Source organism: Streptomyces sp. CT34, assembly GCF_000805335.1.
In the GTDB taxonomy this organism is placed as follows: domain Bacteria; phylum Actinomycetota; class Actinomycetes; order Streptomycetales; family Streptomycetaceae; genus Streptomyces.
In genome coordinates this window covers 1,388,383-1,410,172 of record NZ_KN708638.1, presented here as the reverse complement: position 1 = coordinate 1,410,172, position 21,790 = coordinate 1,388,383, and the positions used below count along the sequence as shown (strand labels likewise).

The following is a 21,790-nucleotide window of genomic DNA, read 5'->3' as shown; positions in this document are numbered from 1 at the left end:
TGCCGGTCAGGGGAGGGTGAGGCGCTGGCCGGGGCGGATCCGGTGCGGGTCGGGGCCGAGGACGGCCAGGTTGCTGCGGTAGAGCGTCCGCCAGGGCTCGCCGTGGATGAGGCCGATACCGGTCAGGGTGTCGCCGGGGCGCACGGTGTAGTGGTCGGCGCTGCCGGTGGCCGGGCCGGCCACCGCGGTCCCCGGGGAGCAGCCGGTGGACGAGGGCTGTACGGGCAGGGGCGTCGGCGGGGTGCAGACCGGGGTGGCGAGGCCGATGAGCTGGACCGGGCCCTCGCCTCCGGTGGGCGCGAGGAGCTGCGACCGGTGGTCGGCGAGCCAGACGTTGCCCGACGCGTCGATCTGCACCGCGGTGAGCTGCCGGATCGCCTTGTTCCGCAGCCCCATCGGGGGCGACAGGAGGGTGCCGGTGGTGGCGCCGGGCGGGCAGGCCGCGGTGTCGGCGCCGCACAGCAGCGATACGGACGATACGGAGGAGTCGCCGAAACCGGCGACCCACACGCGGTCCCGGCCGTCGACGGCGACCGACCACGGGCGGATGCGGCGGGGCAGCCGGTGGACGCCCGCGACGCCGCCGTCCGGCCGGATCTCGGTGAGCGCGCCGCTGAAGAAGCCGGCCACCCAGGCGTTGCCCCTGGAGTCCAGGGCGAGCCCCACCGGCCCCTGCAGCGCGTCGTCGCGGATGGTCCTGATCGGCCGGAAGTCGGGGCCCAGGACGGTGACGCTGCCGCCGACGCGGCGGGGGGCACCGGCCTGCCGGGTCTCCGTGAGCTGGGCGAAGGAGAGCCGACCGGTGAAGGGGACATGGCTGTTGGTGACCCAGGCCCGGCCGCGGCCGTCGATCCGGAGGGCGAACGGATGGTGGAAGGAGCCGTCGGTGATCGTGAACGCCCGCGACGGGTCGCCGTGCGGGTACACGACGACGCTGCCCGGGTCGGCCGCGCCCCTGCGGCCTTGGGAGTTGGCGATCCACACGTTGCCGCGCCGGTCGACGGCGACGCCCTGCGGGCGGACCGGCCCGCCGTTCAGCCACCCCGTGGACGGTGACAGCGGGATGCCGGCGGCCGGGTACGCCGCCATGGCGTTGCCGCCGTAACCGGGCACCCGGAGCGCGCCGTTGCGGTCGACGGCCAGGTCCCTGCGGGCCAGGGCGTAGCGGTCGGTGGCGGTATGGCGCAGCGCCAGGACCCAGGCCGCCGGGGGCGCGCCGAGCCCGGGGGCGAAGACCCTGGCCGCACCCGCCAGGGCGTACAGGCCGGCCGGGGACAGCGTCGGGTGGTGGGCGAGGTTGAGGACCGCCTGCACGGTGTCGGCCGGAGCGGCCCCGCCGCGCGGTGTGGCCAGCCGCAGCAGTTCCGCGCAGCGCGGGGTACCCGTGGCGCAGAGGGAGACCATGTCGGCGAGGGTGTTCAGGGTGGCGAGGGTCTCGCTGTTCGCGCTGTCGGCGGTGACCGCCCCTCCGGGCCGGCCGGTGGCCGGGTCGGCGAGGTCGAAGGAGGTCGCCGCGGCGTTCTCCAGCCCCGGGCCGGGCCCGGCGATACCGCGCCGGCCGCTGAACTGGGCCATGGCGTAGGTGGTGGCGACGGTGGTCAGCTCGTTGACGGTCACGGTCCTCACCGACCGGGCGGGGACCCCGGCGCCGTCGCCGATCCCCACCACGGAGCGGAGCCGGAGGCGCCGCCCGTCCCCGGCCTCCACATACAGCACGCCGCCGGCGGGCCCGGCGGCGGCGAGGGTGAAGGATCCGGATCCGTCGGTCGTCGCGTGGTCCAGTTCCCGGACCCCGGTACGCGAACCGGCGAAGAGCGTGACGCGGACTCCGCGGAGCGGTCTGCCCGCCGCGGTGACGGTGCCGTGCAGCGGGGCCGTCACGGCACCGAGCGGCGCCGCCGGGATGCACACCGCGCCCAGGGCGACGGCGGCCGATGCCAGGTGCCACGGCCGGGGCCGTATGCGTGCGCGGCGGGCGGTGGCGGGTGCGCGCCTGCGCGGGGGTATGCCTGAGGTACTCATAGCTCCGAACCGTTCCCTGTGCGTAGTTCAAGGAGGAGAAGGGGGAGAAGGGTGAGTAAGGAGGTGTCCGGTGAGGCGGCCCGAGCGCCGGGGTACGGGTACCACCGCCCGGCACGCGAACCGGCTACCGGTTCTCACCCTGGCCGCCGGCGGGGGCGCCCACCACCGCTGCTGGGCCGAACGGCCGCGTGGGTCGGCCGGGCGCCGCGCCCACCACGGCACCGCACGGCCGGCTTCCGTGATCCGTCGCCCGCCCGGCGAAAGGTGCGGGCGCCTCCCGGAACGGGGAGCGTACGGGCCGTCGGACGGGGCGTGCGCCGTCTTCGGCCCGGACGGCCCCCTCGCCACCACGCCCGGCACCGCGCCGGCCGACCTCAACAGCCACCGTTCCGCCTCCCCGCCGCACGACCTGATGTGACGGTGGCGGAGCACCCGCTCGACACCGAGGCGCTGCGGGGCCGCCGGCGCGTGGCAGGTGAACCGGCGGTAGTGGAGGCGGCAGGTGCCCATGCGGAACACGTCGCCGTAGCGGCCGAGGAGTGCGAGGCGCGGGGTGTGGCTTGCGCACGGGCACCCGACGTCGACCGCAAGGAGTTCGTGACCTGCGACAACCGCGCGCCGGGTCCCCGTCAGGTCACCGAGAAGCCGCCATCCACGAACACCGTCTGGCCGGTCACATATGCCGCACCCGGGCCGGCCAGGAACACCGCGGCGCCCGCGAAATCGGTGAGCTCGCCGTTGCGCCCGGCCATCGTGCGGCGGGCGATCGCCTCGGTGCGCACCGGGTCGGCGAAGACCGCCTCGGTCAGCGGGGTGTGGACGAAGCCGGGCGCCAGCGCGTTGACGCTCACGCCGTGCCGGGACCACGCCTCCGCCTGGGAACGGGTCAGGGCCGCGAGCCCCGCCTTGGAGACCCCGTACGCGCCGCTGTTGCCGAACGCCCGGACCGACTGCTGGGAGGCGATGTGCAGGATCCGCCCCCAGCCGCGGTCCGCCATCCCGGGGCCGAGGCGCTGCCCGAGCAGGAACGCGGCATCCAGGTTGACGGCCATCGTGCGGTCCCAGTCGGCGGTGCTCAACTCGTCCATCGGCGGCCGGGGGTTGACGCCGGCGGCATGGACCAGGATGTCGGGCTCGCCGAAGCGCCGCACCGTCTCCTCGGCGCCCGCCCGTAGCGCGTCCCGGTCGCCCAGGTCGGCGGCGACCCAGTCCGCCGCGCAGCCCGCCGCCCGCAGCTCCCCGGCGGCGGTGCGCAGCGGATCCTCCCGGCGGGCCATCAGGACCACCTCGGCTCCGGCGCGGCCGAGGGCCTCGGCGACGGCCCGGCCGATCCCGGAACTGCCTCCGGTGACCAGGGCACGGCGGCCGGTGAGGGAGAAGAGCGCGTCAAGGTAGGCGGCGGACATGGGAGTTGACCTCCTGTGGGTGGCGGGCGGGGTGTCCGGGGCGGCGGGACAGCCGGCGGGAGCGCAGCCCGTCCGTCGGGTCACGACCGGCCGCCCGTCTGTCCGGTCACGACGGGCTCCCTACGGTGCTCCCTGCCCGCGGGGTGCGCACCCGGTCTCAGCCGACCAGGTCCAGCACCGGCCGCAGGCCGTTCGGGCGGCGGTCCACGGGGAGATGGTCCACCGGCAGGTAGGCGCAGCCCAGGGCCGTGGCGCCGCCGTCCGCGGTGCGGTCGTCGCCGACCATCAGGACGTCGGCGGGGGTGACGCCCAGCTCCCGGCAGGCGAGGGCGAAGAGGGCCGGGTCGGGCTTCTGGCGGCCGTGTTCGTACGAGAGCACACAGCAGTCCAGATAGCGGTCGAGACCGTGGGCGCGCAGGACCGGGCGCAGGTCCCAGCCGATGTTGCTGACGACGCCGGTGCGGATGCCGCGGCGGTGCAGCTCCGCCAGCACCTCGGCGGCGTCGGGGTAGGGGATCCAGGCGGCCGGGGTGCGGTGGCGGTCGTACAGCGCGTCGTAGAGGGAGTCCGGCAACTCGGGCCGGGGGAGCGGGACCTGGAGGGCAAGTCCGGTGTAGAGCGCGCGGTGGGCACGGGCGTCACGGTCCCGGTTCTCCCACAGGGCACGGAGCCCGGCGGGCAGTTCGGCCGGGGAGGCCCCGCCGGGGAGGGCGCCGGCGTGCTCCAGTGCGGCGGCCAGCCGGGCGATCTCGGCGTCGTCCAGCGCGGCGGCACCGGCCGCACCGGACGTGGCCAGGGCCGCGCGCAGCCAGGACTCGGCCGGCTCGATGCGCAGCAGGGTGCCGGAGAAGTCGAAGAGCACGCCCCGGATCCGGCCCGCGGCGGTCCCGTGGGCGCCGCTGTCCTCGCTGGTCGTCATGGTCGCCATCCTGACGGGTCGGCGGCGGTCAGGTCAGGTCAGCGCGCTGAGACCCGGCATGAAGGTCACCAGCAGCGGGATCGCGGGGACCAGCAGCGCGCACGCGGTCATCCGCAGCCGCCGGGCCGGGGTGAAGCGGGCGGCCGGGGCCAGCAGCCGGTCGACCCGCTGCGGGACCTGCGCGTGCTGGTCCGGGCAGGGCCCGAACACCCCGCGGTCCTCGTTCAGTTGGACCAGGGCGAGGGCTATCGTGACCCGGCCGAACCGGCGTGAGGCGACATCGTCGGCGGCCATCTCGACCAGCCGGTGCACCTGGTCGCGGAAGGCGGCGAAGACCGGGATCTGCGGGAAGCCGGCGGCCAGCGCCGACGCGCAGTGCAGCAGTACGTCGTGCCGGGCCCGGACATGGCCCTGCTCGTGGGCGATCAGCGCATCGAGCTGACGCCCCTTCAGGCGCTGCAACGCCGAGGTCGTGATGACCAGTTGGGGCGAGGAGTGGTGCAGCCACCAGGCGCCCGGCCGCCCGTCCTCCAGCACCACCAGGCGGCCGTCGCGGGGGTCCTCGCCGGGCAGTTGAGGCGCGCGCCGCAGCAGATCGGCCCGGCGCTGCCGGCGGCGCGCGCGGGCCGCCCCCACCTCACGGGTCAGCGCGAACGCCGTCCAGGCGCCGCCGCCAGCCAGCAGGGCGGCCAGCACCCCGGCCCAGGGCCCGTACGTGTTGAGGGCGTACGCCTCGACGACCACCCGCGGGGCCGGTCCGAACACCGGGCTGCGGACCTGCTCCCATGCGGCGGCGGCGGTCAGCGCCATGGCCAGCACACAGCACAGCAGGACTCCGGCGACCACGCACTGCCACACCCACAGAGCCAGCACCGGCTCGCGGTCGGGCCAGTCCGAACGGGCCATCAGGCGGGGCGCGGTGGCCGCGGCCAGCACGCCGAGCATCATCAGCGCGAGGGGGACCATCATGCCGTCACCCTATGAGCGGCCCGCTACCGGTTGGTACGGTCGTACGGAGGATGTGACGCACGCCACCGGCGGCCGCGGTGCCGGGCGTGGCTGATACGGAGCGGTGCGGGCGGGGCGGCATACCCCGGCTCCACCCGGGGGTTCACAGTGCCAGCAGCATGGCGAGCATGCCGATGCCCATGGCCACCTGGCAGGCCCGCAGCACGACGGGCGCTTCGGTGGCGGTCCCGGTGGCCGGGGTCAGCCGGATCCCGGCGGCGATCACGTACACCGTGTAGTACGCCAGCAGCACTCCGGTCAGCAACGGCACCCCGGCCGGGGCCGCATGCGCCATCCCGCCCGTTCCGCCCATGCCCGCCATGCCGCCCGCACCCGCCATTCCGGCCATGCCGCCGGCACCGTGCGTGCCACCCGTTCCCCCCATGCCGGCCATCGCGAGCGCCATGTAGACCATCGCCGCCATGCCCACCGCATGGTGCAGGTGGCGGCGGGCCAGCGCCCACAGCCCGGCCGTGCCGAAGACCGCGGTGAACAGCCAGGGCAACCACGCGGGCGGCGCCACGGCGGACGCGGGCAGCGCCATCACCGCCATGCCCCCCGCCATCAGGCTCTCGGCGCGTGCCGTCGTCCGCACCGCCGCCGGACCGGCACGCATACGGGTCAGGCAGTACACGCCGGCGGCGGCGTACAGCAGTACCAGCAGCCAGCCGACCAGTGGAGGTGTGTGCACGGGCGCCTCCCCGGGGATCCGTGCCGAGCGCGATCACGGCCGGATCGCGACGGTCGGTGCGGTACGCCCGCAGAATGCCCGTCCGGAACCCGGCACACGGGAGCGCACGGGCGCAACGGGGGAGCGCAGGGAGTGCGGAGTGCGTGAGCCGGGCGCAGGCGGGATTGGCGGGCGCCCCGGTGGGCGGAGCCCTCGGAGCAGGGGGAGACGGCCGGTGCGGTCGGCCGGACCGTCGCGTGCCCCCGCGGAGCCGGCGCGCCGCCACTGCCGGAGAGCTCGCCGCCCGACCGTGGCCCGGCGACCGGCCGACCGTGGCCCGGCGAGCTGTCCGGCGACGGCGCGCGCCGCCCCGGTCAGCCCGCCGCGCGCTCCGGGCCGCACCACGCGGTGAGCGCGGCCCGCAGCGACTGCGTGTCCACGGCACCCTCGGCGGCCCACGCGGTGTAGCCGTCCGGGCGCACCAGCAGTGTGGCGGCATACGGCCGTTCGGCCTCGGCCCGTACCAGCGCGACCCGGTCCGACCAGGGTGCGGCGGTGTCCAGCGCCGCGGACCCGGCGCTGTTCAGCCCCAGCAGCAACGGGCGCCCGGGGCGCAGGAGTTCGGCCAGCCGCGTCGGCCCGCCCGGCGTCGTCAGCGGGAGGTCGCGGGCGAACGTCCCCACCAGCGGGTGGTCGTCCGGCGCGCCGCCGTAACGGATGCCCGTGCCGTAAATGATCTCGCTGAGATAGGTGTTGACCTCGTCCATGCCCATCAGGTCGACGAACATCTCCCGCAGCGCGTCGACCTGCGGACCCGGCCGCATCAGCGCCACCTGCGCCCGGGTGTTCTGCAGCACCCGCGCGGCGACCGGATGCCGCTCCGCGCCGTAGCTGTCCAGCAGCCCTTGCGGAGCCCCGCCGCGGCACTGTGCGGCCAGCTTCCAGCCCAGATTGAACGCGTCCTGCATGCCGAGATTGACGCCCTGGCCCCCGGCGGGGAAGTGGATGTGCGCCGCGTCCCCGGCCAGCAGCACCCGTCCGGCGCGATAGCTGCTCGCCTGCCGGGCGCTGTCGGTGAAGCGCGTGACGAATTCCGGCTCGGAGAGCGTCACCCGCCGCCCGGTGACCCGGTGAATGGCCTCCGCCAGCTCCTCGACCGTCACCGGGCTCTCCAGGTCGTCCGGCACCTCCCATTCGGTGACCGCGATCCGCCCGTCGGGCATCCGCATGTACCAGCCCCCATCGGTCCGCTGCCAGCCGACCGGCAGCTCGCCCCCGCCCGCCACCTCGAACACCCCGCGGCCCATCCGGGACACCACCGACGGCCCCGTTCCCGGGAAGGCGATACCGGCGCTCTTGCGGACGGTGCTGCGCCCGCCGTCGCAGCCGACCAGGAAGTCCGCGCGCAGCGGGTAACTCCCCTCCGCCGTACGGACGGTGACCGTCACCCCCGCCTCGTCCTGTTCCAGTCCGGTGACCTCCTGGCCGCAGCGGACGACGGCCCCCAGGCTCTCGGCCCGCTTGCCGAGCAGTTCCTTGACGATCTCGCGGGGGAGCAGCAGGCCGTGCGGCTGCTCCGCCTCCGCCTCGTTCCGGCCCAGTTGGTATATGCCGGCGAAGTGGCCGCGCGTGCCGTGGTCGTTGAGCTGCCGGCGGTAGTCCGCCAGGCCCGCGATCCCGTCCTGGGCGGCGGCGAAGTCGGACAACAGGCCGCGCCGGTCAAGGGATTCCAGGGTGCGCGCGTGCAGGCTCAGCGTTCTCGGTTCGCCCTGCCCCTGCTGTCCCTGTTCCAGAACCAGCGTCTCGATTCCGTGGAGCCGCAGTTCACCGGCCAGCAGCAGCCCGACTGGCCCGCCGCCCGCGATGACAACGTTTACGTGCTCCCTGCCGGGATATTCGGAAGTTCCCATGGCCGGGACGCTAGCGGCCACCGGAATTCCCCACCAGTTCCCGCCGTGCAGACCACAGTTGCACCCGACGCAACCCGGGCCGAGGGCCTTGCCCAGGGCCGTTGCCGGGACCGTCCCGGGCCCGCTCCGGAACGGAAGTCCGGGGCGGATTTCCGGGGGATTCTGGTGCCGGAATCAGGGCCGGTACCGCAGCGGGTGATCCGCCGGTACCTCCACGATGACGACCTCGCACGACGTTGCGATGGCCTCCGTCGCCAGGGCGGGTGATGGGGATGCCGAGTAGACCGGGGTGCCCGCTTCGTGGAGGGCGACCACGGCGTCCAGCGTGAGGGCGGCGCTGTCGCGTACGTCGCCGGTCCAGCCCTTCAGGTCGCCGATTCGGTCCACGGCAGCGACCAGGTGCGCGTACCAGGCCATGCGTGGCCCGTCGCCCCGCAGGATCTTGAGCGGCACGGTGTCCGTAGGTGCCCCGAGACCGGCCGCGCCCGGCTCTCCTATCCCGCGACGCCTGCGTGCCCGGCTGCGCCAGGCCGGGGGAGGAGGCATCCCGGCCCTGCGGGAGGCCACCGGCATGGTCGCCTCCTACTTCGCCGCCGAGCGCGACCTGGGCCGCGTCGCGGCCGACGCCGGCCCCGACGTGCTCGCGCCCACGCTGATCGGGGCTGCGCACCTGCTGTTCGCGGGCCGCGAGGGCGCACCATTGGAGGCCGGAGCCGTTGAGAAGGTTGTGCGCACGGTCATCGCCGTCATCGCGATATGACCGGTGGCGAAATGGCCGGATCCGCGCGGTGACGCGGACCGAAGGGGGAGGCGGACTCGATCACAGATCAGGCCCCCGCGCCAACTCCCCTCCGTCGCCTCCTGCTTGACGTCGTGGATGATGATGCGCCCGAACCGGGACGCGTCCGTCGAACCGGGCCACGTCCGCCGAACGCAGGCGGCGAAATGCGGTCGGCCGGGGACGAAGAGTTCGATGCCGGACGACAACGCGATATGGCCAAACAATGGCTGGATCCCAGTACTTGACTCGACCCTAATGCCCAATATGGGGAGCTATGCCTGCTGTTGTGGGAGAGTAATGCATTGCGGCACCTGCCTGACACATGATGTCCTCGCGATTTCCCCATGGCGTAACCGACCGTCATGGGCGGAATTGGGGGAACTGAATGAAGCTGCCAGGATCTTCCGGGCGTCGACGCGGCATTGCCGTCTTAGCCTTTCTCGCCGCTTTTCCGCTGGCTACCGCAACACTGGCCGGCGCGGCGAGCCCGAGTGGAAAACCCACCGGCGGTACGGCTCCGCGAGGCGTGAGTCCCGCCGACATCCAGATCATGAACAGGCAGGAAGTCCTCGACAAGATTGCCGGTCGGTTGACCCAGGGACTCTCCGAGGCCGAGCGGGCAAGGATTCCGGGATTCACCGAAGTCCGGGTGGACCCCGTGCACAACCGAATTCATCTGCACTGGAAGGGCGCGGTCCCGAAGGCGGTCGGCGACTCCCTTCACAAGCTCCCTTCGGGCGTGACGGCGGATGTCGTTCCCGCCAAGTACTCCAAGGCCGAGCTGCACGCGGCCAGGAACAAGCTGATGCACAACGGGGCTCTCGGGGCCATCCCCTCGCGGCTCACCGCTCAGCCGAGCCGCATCACCAGCATCGCCCCGGCCGTTGACGGCAGTGGCCTGGAGATCGGCTACGACGATGGTGCGGCCGAGGCGAAGCCGTCTCTCGCCGATCCGCTGGGCAAGCCGACACGGCAGGCCAAGACACGGGAGGTCGAGACGGCGACGCAACACCTGACGGGCGTCGACACCCGCGTCTCCTACCAGCCGGTGAGCCCAACTCCCGCCGCGGAACGCCCGGTTGCCAACCGGGCCAAGAGCACGTCGCCCATGACGTCGGGGAATACGCGGCAGTTCGACGCGTCCCCCTGGTTCGGCGGCGCGGGAATGACCAACCCGACGGGCGGCATCTGCTCCAGCGGCTTCGGTGTCACCAGCAACGAGGACGGGAGGCAACTGCTCACGGCGGCCGCGCACTGTGACGGAAACGGCTGGCGGTGGAGCACCTGGGACGGCGACCCGAAGAGGTACATCGGACAATCCAACGGGTTGGCGATCCACACCATAGACACCGTCGGAATCATTCCTGACAGCGGGGCCACCGCCGGGTATGTCTATGACGGTCCTTCGGACGACTCCACCGGATACAGCAAGCCGGTCACCGGGTGGGGGCACAACTTCGTGGGTGATTACCTCTGCTCTTCCGGGGCGAACTCGGGAGCGCACTGCAACCTTGCGGTTCAGCAGACCGACATCTCCGAAACGGGCCCCGATGGGTATACCCGTCCCATCGTGGATCTGGCCATGCAGACGGATACCTGGGCCACGCATATCGCCTCCGCCGACGGAGACAGTGGCGGGCCGGTCTTCGCGGGAGTCAACGGCTACACCGCCGACGAGGCGCGGGGCACCATCAGCATGAACAAGTACGGGATGGATTCGTGCCCGGCGAACATCGCTCTGCAGGACACGAGTAAGGCATGCTACGGCGGCCTCTACTTCGTGCCGATCTACCAGACCCTGACCGAGATGCACTGGAGCATCAACACGGCCTGATCCACTCGACGGCCTGATCCGCGCGCGGCGGACTGCCTTCGATCGTCCGACGGCAGTCCGCCCGTGGCGGGTTACCGTGTCGGCGTCTCGGTACGCTGTCCGCCCGGAGGGGACATGAGCTCATTCAGCGCGAAGTTATGGCACCGGCGGCGGCGCGCGACGCGCGTCACAGCGATGGTGGCGGGTGCCGTGGCGGCCGTGTCCCTGGCCGTGACCGCGGCCTGGACGTCCCAGCCCCACGGGCACCGCTACGAGAGCGAGGCCGACGGGGAGGTACTGCTCGGCGCCGACGGCCGCACGCTCACCATCGGGGCGCGGTGGGACGACTGTGAAACGCAACCGCGGCTCGTGGCGCAGGAGTCCGCGCAGGGCGTCACCCTCTCGCTGCACCGGGAGGACGACTCCCGCCCCGACACCGTCTGCGGCAACAGCGGTGCCAGACAGCTGACCGTCACCTTGTCCGCGCCGCTGGGTTCGCGCCGGCTCACCGATGCCGTCGGCCACGACGCCATCGCGTCCTTCGACGAGCGACGGCTCGCCACTCCCCGTTACCTGCCCGCGGGCTTCACCCCGACCGACCTCATCCCGTTCTCCAATCCCCAGGGCGACGCGATCCCCCGCCCTTACGCCAAGCCCCCGACCCCGACGTGGGAACGCTTCTACCAGCGCGAACCCCACCACGGTTACCTGAGCATCACCCAGATCACCGGAAAGTCCGCCGACGCCACCGGCACACCCGTCGACGTCCACGGGCACCGGGGCCGACTCCGTGAGGGGCCGCAGGCGGACAATGTCTCCTTCCGGTCCTTGACGTGGTTCGACGGCACGTACACCTTCAACGTGCTCAGCGACGACGCACAGCACGTGCTGTCGGCGGACGAACTCATGAAGGTCGCGAACGGCATCGCCGCCTGACGGGAACGGCATCGCCTGACGCGAGGGACGGCCCGGGCGGCCACGGCTGCCACCTGGGGCGGCCACCACCCCGGTCTGCTGTAGGGTGCGCGGATTCGTTGGCATTGGCTCCGGCCGAAACGGTGGAATCCGCGTGTAGTTGACAGTGACGCCGTTGGCCTATCGTTGATAATCACGGGCACCTCCAGGGCCGGGCTTGTGACAGTCAGTGGGCTGGCTGGCGACCACCGGGGTCGGGATGATGGGCGTATCAGGGTGAGTCGGACAGTGATGGACGATCGAGTCGCGGGGCTCGTCCGACCGTGAGCGCGGCTGGGGCTCGGACCGGGCGCGTGGGCGACCGGTCCGAGCCCTGTTCGTCTCGCCGCTACTGCGTCACGGTTCGATCGTCCGGCGCTGGCGCGCTTCGTTGCGGCATTCGTCGACCGTCACGTAGCTCTGCTCCTTCAACGGCCGTACCAGGCACAGGTGATCGGCCTCGTTGCGGAGGCGGACGCCGCCGTCGGCGTAGGTCTCCACCAACCACCGGCGGCCCGTGCCATCGTTCCCGCTGTTGCGGCTGCCGCAGTCGCCGAGCACGGAAGCGGTGCCTTCACCGGCATGCTTGCCGTCCAGGACGTCGACGCATTTGCCGCTGTCGATCCCCCGGATCCGGGCGATGTTGTCGCCGGCACCGGCGTACTGGATGTCATGTCCCATCGATCGATGGCCCCGTGCGAGTCGCCGGTCAGTGGGGTCTCGTCTTTCTTGCCCCCGTTCTCGGCGGACAGGTAGAGGCCGTTCGACGCGCGCAGCCGAACCCGGCTCGCACCGGGCTGCCACGCCTTGTCGGGCACCGCGCGGGAGTTGTCCCACCACTGCTGGTATCGGCTGCCGTCGCACGGGAGGGCCCCGATCGGATCCAGCAGCGGCGAACCGGTCAGACACAGCTCCGGGTAGGCGGAGTTGTGCCAGCTCAACGTGCCGTCGGGCACCTCAGGTGGCTCGGGGCGCCACTGGGCGACGCGAGAGTCGCACGGCATCAACATGACCTGTAGCGGCAGCATCGGGTTGAGGGCGAGGCACTCGTCGGCAGCCGCACGGCCGGCGACAGCGCCGTGGGTGGCGGAATCGACCGGCGGGCTGTCGCCGGGGTGGAAGCGCCACCAGTGCCCCGCCACGGTGCCGACACGGAACCGCTGGCTGGCGTTGAATCCATCGCTGGTGCTCATCACCTGGCCGTCGTTGGTCACGCCCGCGACCCACCCGTTCTGGGCGTTCTCCAGAGCGGTGGAGAAGTCGCGTTCGACGTTGGGCGGGGCCGGTACGGGGGTGGGCGCCGGTTCGAATTCGACGGGGTAGTGGTCCGAGCTGCGCCCCGCGGGTTCGGCCCCGTTGTACAGCGGGTTCTCGATGACGCGGACATCGGCTTCGGTGGCGGGTTCGTGGCTGACGATCGCCAGATTGACCCGGCCGCCTATCCAACTGTCCTGTTCCGTCGTGCTGCTGTGCTGCGGGTCGGTCTGCAGGAAGTACACGTGCACGCGACGACGTTCCCTGTTCACATCGTACTGCCACTGCGTGTGGACGATGGAGGTCGGCAGCCCTGGGGGGCAGTCGTCCCCGGTGATGGGGATCTCCTCACGCTGGGTCTCGTACGCAGGAGGGGGTGGGCCGCTGCCGGCCTCCTGGAGGGCGACGACTGGGTGACGCTCCGACAACGGGGCGACTCCGCCGGTCCAGCGCTCTCCGTTGTTGGATCCTTGCATGCTGTACGTGGCGAACGACCGGGCGTCGCCGGAGGTCGGGCCTGACGCCCCCGTCGACCGGTCGTCCGCGCGCGCCGCGGGACCCCCCGAGCCGGGCACGGCACCGACAACAGGCCGGCGGTCAGCAGCATGGCAGCGAAGAACGCTGCCAGCCGTGACCTGTGCGGTCTGGAGCGCGACGAGGCGCTGGGGCGCAGCACCGCCGGTAATCGCATGAAGGGTCCCCCTCGTTCAGAGCTTTGGAATCGAACAAACAAAGACACGATCCGCACACTCGTCAGGCCCACGTCAATACGAAGGGGGCATTTTCAGCGGCTGTGGCCGGCCCGGGAGTTTGTGCACGACCAGAGCTTGCAGAGAGTCCATTGCAATTACCAGGGGAGCTAGGCAGTTTGGGACGTTGGAATGCCGAAATGAGCCGTGAACAGGGGCGGCACGGGAGGTCTGGAACGGTGGGGTGGGGCGCTCCGGAGGGCGGCGCGCGGGAGGTGGTACTGCAGCGCGAAAGGACGGTGCGCCAGGCCGACGTCGACCGGATCGCACTGTTGGCAAACGCCCGGCACTCCTGCACCGACGCCTGGCCACCGTAGCTCGCTGCGCCAACGCTGGTCCCGCGGCTGCCTGTCATCACCGGCGGTTCCGGGCACCTCGGACGGGCCTTTGCCAAAGTCCGCCAGCAGCAGCCGGGCCGGCTCCCACCGGCTCTCATGGACCACGTGCCGTACCGGCGCTTCACGTGCCGCGGCGCCCCCGTGCCGGATCGACGCCGCGGGAACCTTGCGCGTACGACGGGCGCTGCCCGTGCTCCACACGCCCATGACGGAGACGGCACGAAGCACTGGCAGCACACCCCCCTCATACCTTGATCCGAACCAGGAACACTGCCTAGTGATTGAGCATCTCGGCACGGGAGATAGAGCCCGTGGTCGCACACGATTGGCTGTGGGGTGCGCAGTGCCTCCGGCAAGGGCGGCGGCTTCGAAGAGCCTATGGAATGTGACCCGAGGTCCCGTTAGGCTGCGTTTTCGTCAGGGTCGGAATCGGAGTGGATGGTCCGCCGGGATTTCCACGATTACAACTTTGTGCCCGTCCGGATCGGCGATCCACATCTCGATCAGTCCCCACGGCTCCCGCACGGGTGGCCGCAGCACCTCCACCCCGTGCCCCACCAGCTCCTCGTGCGCCCGCGCCGCGTCCGCGACCTGGAGCCACAGCTGGAGGGTCGGCGTGGCCGCGCCGCTGGCCCGGCCGGAGACCTCCAGGAAGCCGCCGCCGAGGAAGTACACCGTGCCGCGCTCCGGGCCCGTACCGAACTCCCGGTAGACCGCCAGCCCCAGTGCCTCGCCGTAGAACGCCCGTGACCGCTCCGGATCGCTCGGCCGCACCAGCACCCTGCTGCTCAGTACCTGCACCATGGCACGGACCCTACGCCGCGCGCCCGGGCGGTCCCCGCCGCGGCGCACCGCCGCGGTCCGCAGGACGAAAGCCCCTGACCTCCGCAGCCCCCCCCTTGTTAGCCTCGCGGCAGCCCTTCGTACGGCCCGAGAGGACCCCGCACCCATGCCCACCAGCCCGCTGACCTTCCGCACCGCCACCGACGCCGACATACCCGGCCTCGTCGAGCTGATCGAATCGGCGTACCGCGGGGACGCCAGCCGGGCCGGCTGGACGACCGAGGCGGACCTCCTCCAGGGGCAGCGCACGGACCCGGCCGGCGTCGCCGAGGTGGTGCGCCAGGAGAACGGCCGGCTGCTGGTCGCCGAGCGGGACGGCGAACTGGTGGCCTGCTGCCAGCTCGACCACCGCGGGGACCACACCTACTTCGGCATGTTCGCGGTGCGCCCCACCCTCCAGGGCGGCGGCCTCGGCAAGGTGATCATCGCCGAGGCCGAGCGCACCGCGCTGGCCACCTGGGGCGCCCCGGAGATGCGGATGACCGTCATCCGGCAGCGCGCCGAGCTGATCGCCTGGTACGAGCGCCGCGGCTACCGCCGCACCGGACAGCTCAGCCCGTTCCCGTACGGCGACGAGCGGTTCGGCATCCCGCAGCGCGACGACCTGGAATTCGAGCTCCTGGTCAAGCCCCTCGGCTGACCCACCGCATGGCCCCTGTCCCCGCCCCGCCTCGATGTTCGGTGGTGGCGCACCCGGCGAGGCGTACGGGGCGAGGGGGCGGTCGCGCGCCCGGAGAGCGCCGGCGCCCCGGCCGCCTGCCGAGATCACCGGGCCGTCCCGCGCGACCACCGGGCCGAACGTCCCTATGGCGGAAGCTCGTTGCGCCCCTGTGAACTCTCCTGCGAACCGCGGATTTCCGCTCTGCCGCGGAGCCCCGGCCGCCCGTACGCCCCGCCCGCCGCGGGCCTCAGGCGGTGAAGCGCACCGCCCGCCGGATCTCCGGCTGATCGGTCACCACACCCGCCAGCCCCAGGCCGCGCGCCAGCCGCAGCTGGTCGTGGGTGTTGACCGTCCAGCCCAGCACCTTCAGCTGCGCGGCATGCGCCCGCTCGACCAGTTCGAGGGTGAGCCGCCGGATGTTCAGCGACAGCGTGCCCGCGCCGACCGCTTTCGCGCGGTCCACGACATCGGCCCCGTAGCGGTCGCCCACCAGCGCCGTCCGCACCGCCGGCAGCAGCGTGCGGATCGCCGCCAGCGCCTCGTCGTGGAAGGAGATCACCTCCACCCGGCCGGCCAGATCGCGCGTCCGCACCACCTCGGCCAGCGCCTGCGCCGCCGCCACGTCCTTGATCTCCGCCTGGAGCGGCACGCGGACCGCGTCCACGACCTCCTCGAAGACCGGAATCCGCTCGCCCAGCCCGGCGTCCAGCTCGCGCAGCTCGGCGAGGGTGCGCTCCGCGATCGGGCCGGTGCCGTCGGTCGTCCGGTCCACGTCCGCGTCATGCATCACCACGAGCGCGCCGTCCTTGCTCAGGTGCAGATCCAGCTCGATGACATCGACGCCCTCGCGTTCGGCGCGCACGAAGGAGCGCAGCGTGTTCTCCGGCTCCACACCCATCATCCCGCGGTGCCCGATGGTCAGGAAGGTCAAGGCTGCCTCGATTCTGTCGGATCGGTTGCTGTCGGTCCGTGCACGTGTCGGCCGCCGGCGATCTGCTGCCCGAAATGGCCCACAGCCTAATCCGTTCACGAGCGGCGGAGCCGTAGGGACAAGTGCCTCCTAGCCCGTACGAGTGCCCCCGTATTCCGCCGTCTACGCACCGTCCGCAGGCCCGGACGGCGACGGGGGCGCGGCCGGTGCCGCGCGGCTCCCGGAGGCCGGCGTTCAAGGTCGTCCGGTGGCGCCGCCCCGCGAAGGGCCACGGCTCTCCGGATCTGTCGCTCCTTCCGGAGGAAGTGCGGGAAGGCGGGGTTCTACTGGCAGTAAATGTTGTGAAGAGCTTCAGTAGCAGGAAGATTGAGCGTGATCATGGGGTCCGAACAGAATAATTTTCATCGACCCCACTTGAACGGGCGATCCTCGGCTGGTTACGGTGTTCTGACAGGACGATCTACCGCCGGAGGGCAGTCATGACGGAAATTCTTTCGCCTGTGGGTGTCCGGGACAGCTCCGCCGCGACCGAATGTGTGGTCGCGCACCCGGCATGGCCCGTGCTCAAGGACGCCGTGGAAACGATCCGCCCCTGGCAGTCCAAGGACGGTTCGATCGACCTCGCGGCGGACGGCGCACCGCGCGCCGAGGCCGTCCGCGACGAGGTCGAGCGAGCCATCGCCGCCATCGGCGAACTCGCCCCGCTGCTACCGCACGATGCCGCCTACCACCGGGCGCTCGCCGCCGATCTGCGCCGCTGGGCCGACGACGGCTTCGGCGTGCCCGACTTCCTCGACTCGTTGCTCGCCTTCCAGCCCGCCCGGCAGCGCGCCGACGGCCTCCAGCACCTGGTCGTGTTCCCCATGTACACCCAGAACGGCAACCCGAACCGGAACTTCGAGGCCGTCGTCCTGCGGATGGTCTGGCCGGAGTGGCTCGCCGAATTGGAGCGCACCCGCTACGACAACCCCCTCTTCTGCGGCATCACCTTCGAGGACTTCACGGCCGGCTACGACACCAACTCCGCCGTCCTGTTCCCCGAGACCATCGCGGTCCGCGAGGCCCCCGAGCGGTTCAGCTGGGGCGGCATCTTCTGCGACCGCGAGGCCGCCCGCTTCCGCCGCGTCACCGAGGCCGCCGTCGAGGCCCTGGGCGTGCAACTCCCGCCGGACGTCGCCGCGTTGATCGGTGACCAGGAGCGCTGCCAGCAGGCGTTCGTCCTGTGGGACATGGTCCACGACCGCACCCACAGCCACGGCGACCTGCCGTTCGACCCGTTCATGATCAAGCAGCGCCAGCCGTTCTGGATGTACGGCCTGGAGGAGCTGCGCTGCGATCTCACCGCCTTCAGGGAAGCCGTCAAGCTGGAGGCCGAGGGCTACCGGCAGGCGCGCGACGTGCAGTTCGCGGTGATCTTCGACCGGATGTTCCGGTTCCCCGTCACCGGCGCCCGGGTGCGCAATTATGACGGCCTCGGCGGCCAGCTGCTCTTCGCATACCTCCACAAGCACGACGTCGTACGCTGGACGGACAACACACTGCACATCGACTGGGAGCGGGCGCCCAAGGTCACCAACCAGCTGTGCGGCGAGATCGAACGGCTCTACCGCGACGGCATCGACCGGCCGAAGCTGGTCCACTGGTTCGCCGCCTACGACCTCGTCTCGACCTACCTCGCTCCGCACCCGGGTTCGGTCTGGGCCAAGGGGCCGGACGCCCTCGACCTGGACCAGCCGCCGCGCAAGCTCGTGGACGACGTGCTTCCCGACGAGTTCCCGCTGAGCATGTTCTACGAAGCGCTCGCCAAGAAGCTGCGTGCTGTGATCGCATCGACCAAGGGCATCACGGCCCACAGTGACACGCTGGCGGCGGCGTGAGGACCGACCGGAAGACCCGGCGGACGGCCGCCCAGGGGCAGGACGAGGAGGCGACGGAGATGGTTACTTCGACGGGCGGCCAGGGGCCGCTGGAGGGTGCGGTCATCGCGGTGGCCGGAGCGGCCGGCCCGGCAGGCCGTGCCACGCTGCTGCGACTGGCCGAGGCCGGCGCGGTGGTGGTCGGCTCGGACTCCAACCCCGAACGGCTCGCGGAGGCCGTCGACGCGGCCCGCTATGCCCACGGCGGCGCCACCGTCATCGGCGAAACCGTGGACCTCCTCGACGTCGACCAGACCCGTGAATGGGCGGCCCGTACGGAGAAGGAGTTCGGCCGGGTCGACGGTCTGGTGCACCTCGTGGGCGGCTGGCGCGGCTGCTCGACGTTCGCCGAGACCGACCTCGCGGACTGGGACGTCCTCCACAAGCTCCTCGTCCGTACCGTGCAGCACACCTCCCTCGCCTTCAACGAGGCCCTCGAACGCAGCGGCAACGGCCGCTTCCTGCTGACCAGCGCGGCCGGCGCCAGCAAGCCCACCGCGGGCAATGCCGCCTACGCCGCGGCCAAGGCCGCCGCCGAGGCGTGGACGCTCGCCATGGCGGACGGTTTCCGCAAGTCGGGGGGCGAGCAGGGGCCGCGCGCCGCGGCTGCCATCCTGATCGTCAAGGCGCTCGTCAACGACCAGATGCGCGCCGAGCGACCGAACGCCAAGTTCGCGGGCTTCACGGACGTCAAGGAGCTGGCCGAGGCCATCGCCGGAGTCTGGAGCCGGCCCGCCCAGGAAGTGAATGGACAGCGTCTGTGGCTGACCCCCGAGCCGTGACCGGAGCGAAGACCGACGCCCGGCAGCACCACGACCCCCGGATACGCGGGTTCGCCAGCGACAACTACTCCGGTGCGCACCCGGAGATCCTCGCCGCGCTCGCCCTCGCCAACGGCGGCCACCAGATCGCCTACGGCGAGGACGACTACACCGCACATCTCCAGCGCGTCGTCCGCAGCCACTTCGGCCAGCGCGCGGAGGCGTTCCCGGTGTTCAACGGCACCGGCGCCAACGTCGTCGCGCTCCAGGCGGTCACCGACCGCTGGGGCGCGGTGATCGCCGCCGACACGGCCCATATCCACGTGGACGAGTGCGGTGCCCCGGAACGCGTCGGCGGCCTCAAGCTCCTCACCGTCCCCACCCCCGACGGCAAGCTCACCCCCGACCTCATCGACCGGGAGGCCCACGGCTGGGACGACGAGCACCGGGCCATGCCGCAGGTCGTCTCGATCACCCAGAGCACCGAACTCGGCACGGTCTACACCCCCGAGGAGGTCCGGGCGATCTGCGACCACGCCCATGAACGGGGCATGCTCGTCCACCTCGACGGCTCCCGCATCACCAACGCCGCGGCCTCCCTCGACGTCCCGATGCGCGCCTTCACCAACGCCGTCGGCGTCGACATCCTCTCCTACGGAGGCACCAAGAACGGCGCCGTCTTCGGTGAGGCGGTCATCGTCCTCAACCCCGAAGCGGTCCGGGCGATGAAGCACCTCCGCAAGCTGTCGATGCAGCTGGCGTCCAAGATGCGCTTCGTCTCCGTCCAGCTGGAGGCCCTCCTCGCCAAGGACCTCTGGCTCCGCAACGCCCGCCACGCCAACACCATGGCCCAGCGGCTGGCCGCCGGCGTCCGCGAGATCCCCGGCGTGGAGATCCTCTACCCCGTCCAGTCCAACGCCGTCTTCGCCCGCCTCCCGCACGACGTCAGCGAACGCCTCCAGAAGCGCTACCGCTTCTACTTCTGGGACGAACGGGCCGGCGACGTCCGCTGGATGTGCTCGTTCGACACCACGGAGGACGACGTCGACGGCTTCCTGGCAGCGCTCCGGGAGGAGATGAAGCGCTAGCCGCGGTCGGCGGGGAGCCGCACATCCCGCGGCTCCCCGCCGACCGCGCCGGCCATCGCGCTTGACCCTCCGGTAACAGGAGGCCCTACGGTCCCGGGCCATGAAGATTGTTGTTCACGACACCGCGACCGCCATGCTCGACCTCCTGCATCTCCCCCAGGACGAGCGCCCCGACGCCCTGCGGGAGATGCTCGCCCCCCTGCACAGCGTGATGTCCACGGTGGTCGGTGATCTGGACCTGGTCCAGCAGCACCGGAGCTTGGGCAGCGGCTTCCGGCTCGACCGGGACGATCGCCGGTACGTGTCCGCCCTGCACCGGATGCGGGACGCGGGCGTGTGGAGCCGGATCGAGGACTCGCTCACCACCGCCTGGGAGCGGATCAGCAGTGCGGCGCCCGGCGTCGAGCACGCCGAGACCGTGCATGTCGTCGTGGTGCTCGGCAACCCGGACGACGACCACCTGATGGTCCGCAGCGCCGGATACTTCGGCCTGGGCGGCTTCCCGGGCGCGATCCAACTGGTCATGTGGCCCACCGACATGACCCTGGAGAAGATCGGCCACGCCGCCGCGCACGAGCTCCACCACAACGTGCGCTACGCGAACGTGGCCTGGAACCCGATGACCGTCACGCTCGGCGAATGGGTCGTCGCCGAGGGGCTGGCCGAGGCGTTCGTACGGGAGCTGGCCGGTGAGCGGGCCATGGGCCCGTGGACCGCGGCACTGACCGGCGCCGAACTGGACAGCGCCTACGAGAAGATCACCGGTGACATCGACCTGGCGGGGATGCGCAACCTGACCGCGTACATGCTCGGCGACGCCACCGCGGAGCGCATGGGCCAGCCGAGCGTGGGACTGCCGGACTTCGCCGGATACGGGGTGGGACTGCGGATCGTCGACGCCCACCTGGCGGCCACCGGGCTGACCGCCGCACGCAGCGTCGCGCTGCCGGCGGGCGAGATCCTCACCAACGCGGGCGTTCCGACCACCGCACAGCGGGATGGATGGAAATGCGAGTGAAGGGAATATTATTGACCCGTGTCTGTGGGCCTGGCTACGCTCCCCTTCGTGGAGCTGATCCAGAACGACCCTGATATTTCCGCCTACTTGGCGGAATCCGAGGCCATCGACCACGGGCATCCGCGCGTCCGGGCGACCGCGGCGGAGCTGTCCGCCGCGGTCGACGATGCATATGCATACGCCGAGGCGGCCTTCGCGTTCGTCCGCGACCGCATTCCGCACTCGGCCGACACCGGCGACCCGCGGGTGACCTGGCGGGCCTCCGACGTGCTGGAGAAGCGGACCGGGATCTGCTGCGCCAAGGCGCACGCGCTGGTCGCGCTGCTGCGTGCGGAGGGGATTCCGGCGGCGCTGTGCTACCAGAAGTTCGAGGTCGTCCACGGTCTGGTGGCGGTCCGGCTGCCGGGGGCGGAGCGCTGGGTGCGGCAGGATCCGCGGGGCGGTGAGCCGGGGGCGGCGGCGGAGTTCCGGGTGGACCGGGAGCGGATCGCGTTCCCGGTGCGTCCGGAGTGCAATGAAGTGGACTACCCGGTGCTGTTTGCTGAACCACACCCCGTCGTGCTCCAATGCCTCCGGGAGGCCGTCGACCGGTCTCACCTCTGGAAGCTGCTCCCCACCGAACTCTGAGGTGCCGACCCATGCCCCGCCCCCTGCACGTGTCCGACGAGGTCCGCGCGCTCGCCCCCGGCTTCGGCTACCTCGCGGTGGAGGCACACGGCCTGACCAACGGGCCGAGCGACGACACCGG

19 protein-coding genes and 2 pseudogenes are annotated in these 21,790 nt (G+C 71.8%); 11 read left to right on the top strand and 10 right to left on the bottom strand.

Annotation, left to right across the window (positions count from 1 at the left end; translation table 11 throughout):
* Window positions 1–6: 6 nt before the first annotated feature.
* Window positions 7–2,022: a LysM peptidoglycan-binding domain-containing protein gene (locus RZ84_RS40730; RefSeq protein ID WP_063772663.1), complete on the bottom strand. Its 2,016-nt coding sequence runs from the start codon at window positions 2,020–2,022 to the stop codon at window positions 7–9.
* 70 nt (window positions 2,023–2,092) lie between these two features.
* Between RZ84_RS40730 and RZ84_RS06320 the strand changes: the two genes are divergently transcribed.
* The gene (locus RZ84_RS06320) at window positions 2,093–2,440 is read left to right on the top strand and encodes a hypothetical protein (RefSeq protein WP_043263443.1); all 348 of its coding nucleotides are present in this window, start codon (window positions 2,093–2,095) and stop codon (window positions 2,438–2,440) included.
* A 211-nt stretch (window positions 2,441–2,651) separates the two neighbouring features.
* Here RZ84_RS06320 and RZ84_RS06315 read toward each other — a convergent pair whose 3' ends face one another.
* From RZ84_RS06315 to RZ84_RS06290, 6 genes are all read right to left on the bottom strand, one after another.
* Complete coding sequence (locus tag RZ84_RS06315; RefSeq protein ID WP_043263442.1) at window positions 2,652–3,428, bottom strand: SDR family NAD(P)-dependent oxidoreductase; 777 nt, start codon at window positions 3,426–3,428, stop codon at window positions 2,652–2,654.
* Between the two features lie 157 nt (window positions 3,429–3,585).
* A complete protein-coding gene (locus RZ84_RS06310; RefSeq protein WP_052229807.1) occupies window positions 3,586–4,347 on the bottom strand; it encodes an HAD family hydrolase in 762 nt (253 codons plus the stop codon).
* 33 nt (window positions 4,348–4,380) lie between these two features.
* Window positions 4,381–5,316: a M56 family metallopeptidase gene (locus RZ84_RS06305; RefSeq protein WP_043263441.1), complete on the bottom strand. Its 936-nt coding sequence runs from the start codon at window positions 5,314–5,316 to the stop codon at window positions 4,381–4,383.
* A 142-nt stretch (window positions 5,317–5,458) separates the two neighbouring features.
* A complete protein-coding gene (locus RZ84_RS06300) occupies window positions 5,459–6,046 on the bottom strand; it encodes a DUF5134 domain-containing protein (protein WP_043263440.1) in 588 nt (195 codons plus the stop codon).
* Between the two features lie 353 nt (window positions 6,047–6,399).
* Complete coding sequence (locus RZ84_RS06295) at window positions 6,400–7,935, bottom strand: FAD-dependent monooxygenase (protein ID WP_043263439.1); 1,536 nt, start codon at window positions 7,933–7,935, stop codon at window positions 6,400–6,402.
* 174 nt (window positions 7,936–8,109) lie between these two features.
* Complete coding sequence (locus tag RZ84_RS06290; protein ID WP_043263438.1) at window positions 8,110–8,388, bottom strand: hypothetical protein; 279 nt, start codon at window positions 8,386–8,388, stop codon at window positions 8,110–8,112.
* Window positions 8,389–8,443: 55 nt separating this feature from the next.
* Here RZ84_RS06290 and RZ84_RS06285 point away from each other — a divergent pair.
* The 3 genes and pseudogenes from RZ84_RS06285 to RZ84_RS06275 all read left to right on the top strand — a co-directional run.
* Window positions 8,444–8,695: pseudogene (locus RZ84_RS06285) on the top strand (TetR/AcrR family transcriptional regulator); the annotation flags it as partial.
* A gap of 547 nt (window positions 8,696–9,242) precedes the next feature.
* On the top strand, window positions 9,243–10,550 hold the full coding sequence (locus tag RZ84_RS06280; protein ID WP_052229806.1) for a chymotrypsin family serine protease: 1,308 nt from the start codon (window positions 9,243–9,245) through the stop codon (window positions 10,548–10,550).
* Between the two features lie 189 nt (window positions 10,551–10,739).
* Window positions 10,740–11,465, top strand: a complete 726-nt coding sequence (locus RZ84_RS06275) for a hypothetical protein (RefSeq protein WP_157878778.1) — start codon at window positions 10,740–10,742, stop codon at window positions 11,463–11,465.
* Window positions 11,466–11,911: 446 nt separating this feature from the next.
* Here RZ84_RS06275 and RZ84_RS40725 read toward each other — a convergent pair whose 3' ends face one another.
* Window positions 11,912–13,165 (bottom strand): hypothetical protein, encoded by a 1,254-nt coding sequence (locus tag RZ84_RS40725; protein ID WP_241777606.1) that lies wholly within the window; start codon window positions 13,163–13,165, stop codon window positions 11,912–11,914.
* A 1,076-nt stretch (window positions 13,166–14,241) separates the two neighbouring features.
* Window positions 14,242–14,628: a VOC family protein gene (locus RZ84_RS06265; RefSeq protein WP_043263435.1), complete on the bottom strand. Its 387-nt coding sequence runs from the start codon at window positions 14,626–14,628 to the stop codon at window positions 14,242–14,244.
* Between the two features lie 145 nt (window positions 14,629–14,773).
* Here RZ84_RS06265 and RZ84_RS06260 point away from each other — a divergent pair, with 145 nt between their 5' ends.
* Window positions 14,774–15,307 carry a GNAT family N-acetyltransferase gene (locus tag RZ84_RS06260; protein WP_043263434.1) on the top strand — a complete coding sequence of 178 codons (534 nt, stop codon included), beginning with the start codon at window positions 14,774–14,776 and terminating at the stop codon, window positions 15,305–15,307.
* A gap of 268 nt (window positions 15,308–15,575) precedes the next feature.
* On the opposite strand, the gene RZ84_RS06255 is transcribed toward RZ84_RS06260, so the two are convergent.
* On the bottom strand, window positions 15,576–16,259 hold the full coding sequence (locus RZ84_RS06255; protein WP_043263433.1) for a glycerophosphodiester phosphodiesterase: 684 nt from the start codon (window positions 16,257–16,259) through the stop codon (window positions 15,576–15,578).
* Between the two features lie 479 nt (window positions 16,260–16,738).
* Between RZ84_RS06255 and RZ84_RS06250 the strand changes: the two genes are divergently transcribed.
* From RZ84_RS06250 to RZ84_RS40720, 6 genes and pseudogenes are all read left to right on the top strand, one after another.
* Window positions 16,739–18,136, top strand: a complete 1,398-nt coding sequence (locus tag RZ84_RS06250) for a DUF6421 family protein (RefSeq protein ID WP_043263432.1) — start codon at window positions 16,739–16,741, stop codon at window positions 18,134–18,136.
* 59 nt (window positions 18,137–18,195) lie between these two features.
* Entirely contained in the window at window positions 18,196–18,957 is a 762-nt protein-coding gene (locus RZ84_RS06245; RefSeq protein ID WP_198540124.1) for an SDR family NAD(P)-dependent oxidoreductase, read from the top strand.
* Entirely contained in the window at window positions 18,954–20,024 is a 1,071-nt protein-coding gene (locus RZ84_RS06240; protein WP_347232734.1) for a threonine aldolase family protein, read from the top strand. The genes RZ84_RS06245 and RZ84_RS06240 overlap by 4 nt, the downstream gene beginning before the upstream one ends.
* Before the next feature lie 100 nt (window positions 20,025–20,124).
* Window positions 20,125–21,042: a DUF2268 domain-containing putative Zn-dependent protease gene (locus RZ84_RS06235; RefSeq protein WP_043263429.1), complete on the top strand. Its 918-nt coding sequence runs from the start codon at window positions 20,125–20,127 to the stop codon at window positions 21,040–21,042.
* A gap of 48 nt (window positions 21,043–21,090) precedes the next feature.
* Entirely contained in the window at window positions 21,091–21,669 is a 579-nt protein-coding gene (locus tag RZ84_RS06230; protein WP_043269262.1) for a transglutaminase-like domain-containing protein, read from the top strand.
* A gap of 11 nt (window positions 21,670–21,680) precedes the next feature.
* Window positions 21,681–21,790, top strand: a pseudogene (locus RZ84_RS40720) (cytoplasmic protein); the annotation flags it as partial.

Coding starts and splice junctions, on each gene's coding strand:
- RZ84_RS40730 (WP_063772663.1), bottom strand. CDS start 2,022: ATGAGTACCTCAGGCATACCCCCGCGCAGGCGCGCACCCGCCACCGCC.
- RZ84_RS06315 (WP_043263442.1), bottom strand. CDS start 3,428: ATGTCCGCCGCCTACCTTGACGCGCTCTTCTCCCTCACCGGCCGCCGT.
- RZ84_RS06310 (WP_052229807.1), bottom strand. CDS start 4,347: ATGACGACCAGCGAGGACAGCGGCGCCCACGGGACCGCCGCGGGCCGG.
- RZ84_RS06305 (WP_043263441.1), bottom strand. CDS start 5,316: ATGATGGTCCCCCTCGCGCTGATGATGCTCGGCGTGCTGGCCGCGGCC.
- RZ84_RS06295 (WP_043263439.1), bottom strand. CDS start 7,935: ATGGGAACTTCCGAATATCCCGGCAGGGAGCACGTAAACGTTGTCATC.
- RZ84_RS06265 (WP_043263435.1), bottom strand. CDS start 14,628: ATGGTGCAGGTACTGAGCAGCAGGGTGCTGGTGCGGCCGAGCGATCCG.
- RZ84_RS06260 (WP_043263434.1), top strand. CDS start 14,774: ATGCCCACCAGCCCGCTGACCTTCCGCACCGCCACCGACGCCGACATA.
- RZ84_RS06250 (WP_043263432.1), top strand. CDS start 16,739: ATGACGGAAATTCTTTCGCCTGTGGGTGTCCGGGACAGCTCCGCCGCG.
- RZ84_RS06245 (WP_198540124.1), top strand. CDS start 18,196: ATGGTTACTTCGACGGGCGGCCAGGGGCCGCTGGAGGGTGCGGTCATC.
- RZ84_RS06235 (WP_043263429.1), top strand. CDS start 20,125: ATGAAGATTGTTGTTCACGACACCGCGACCGCCATGCTCGACCTCCTG.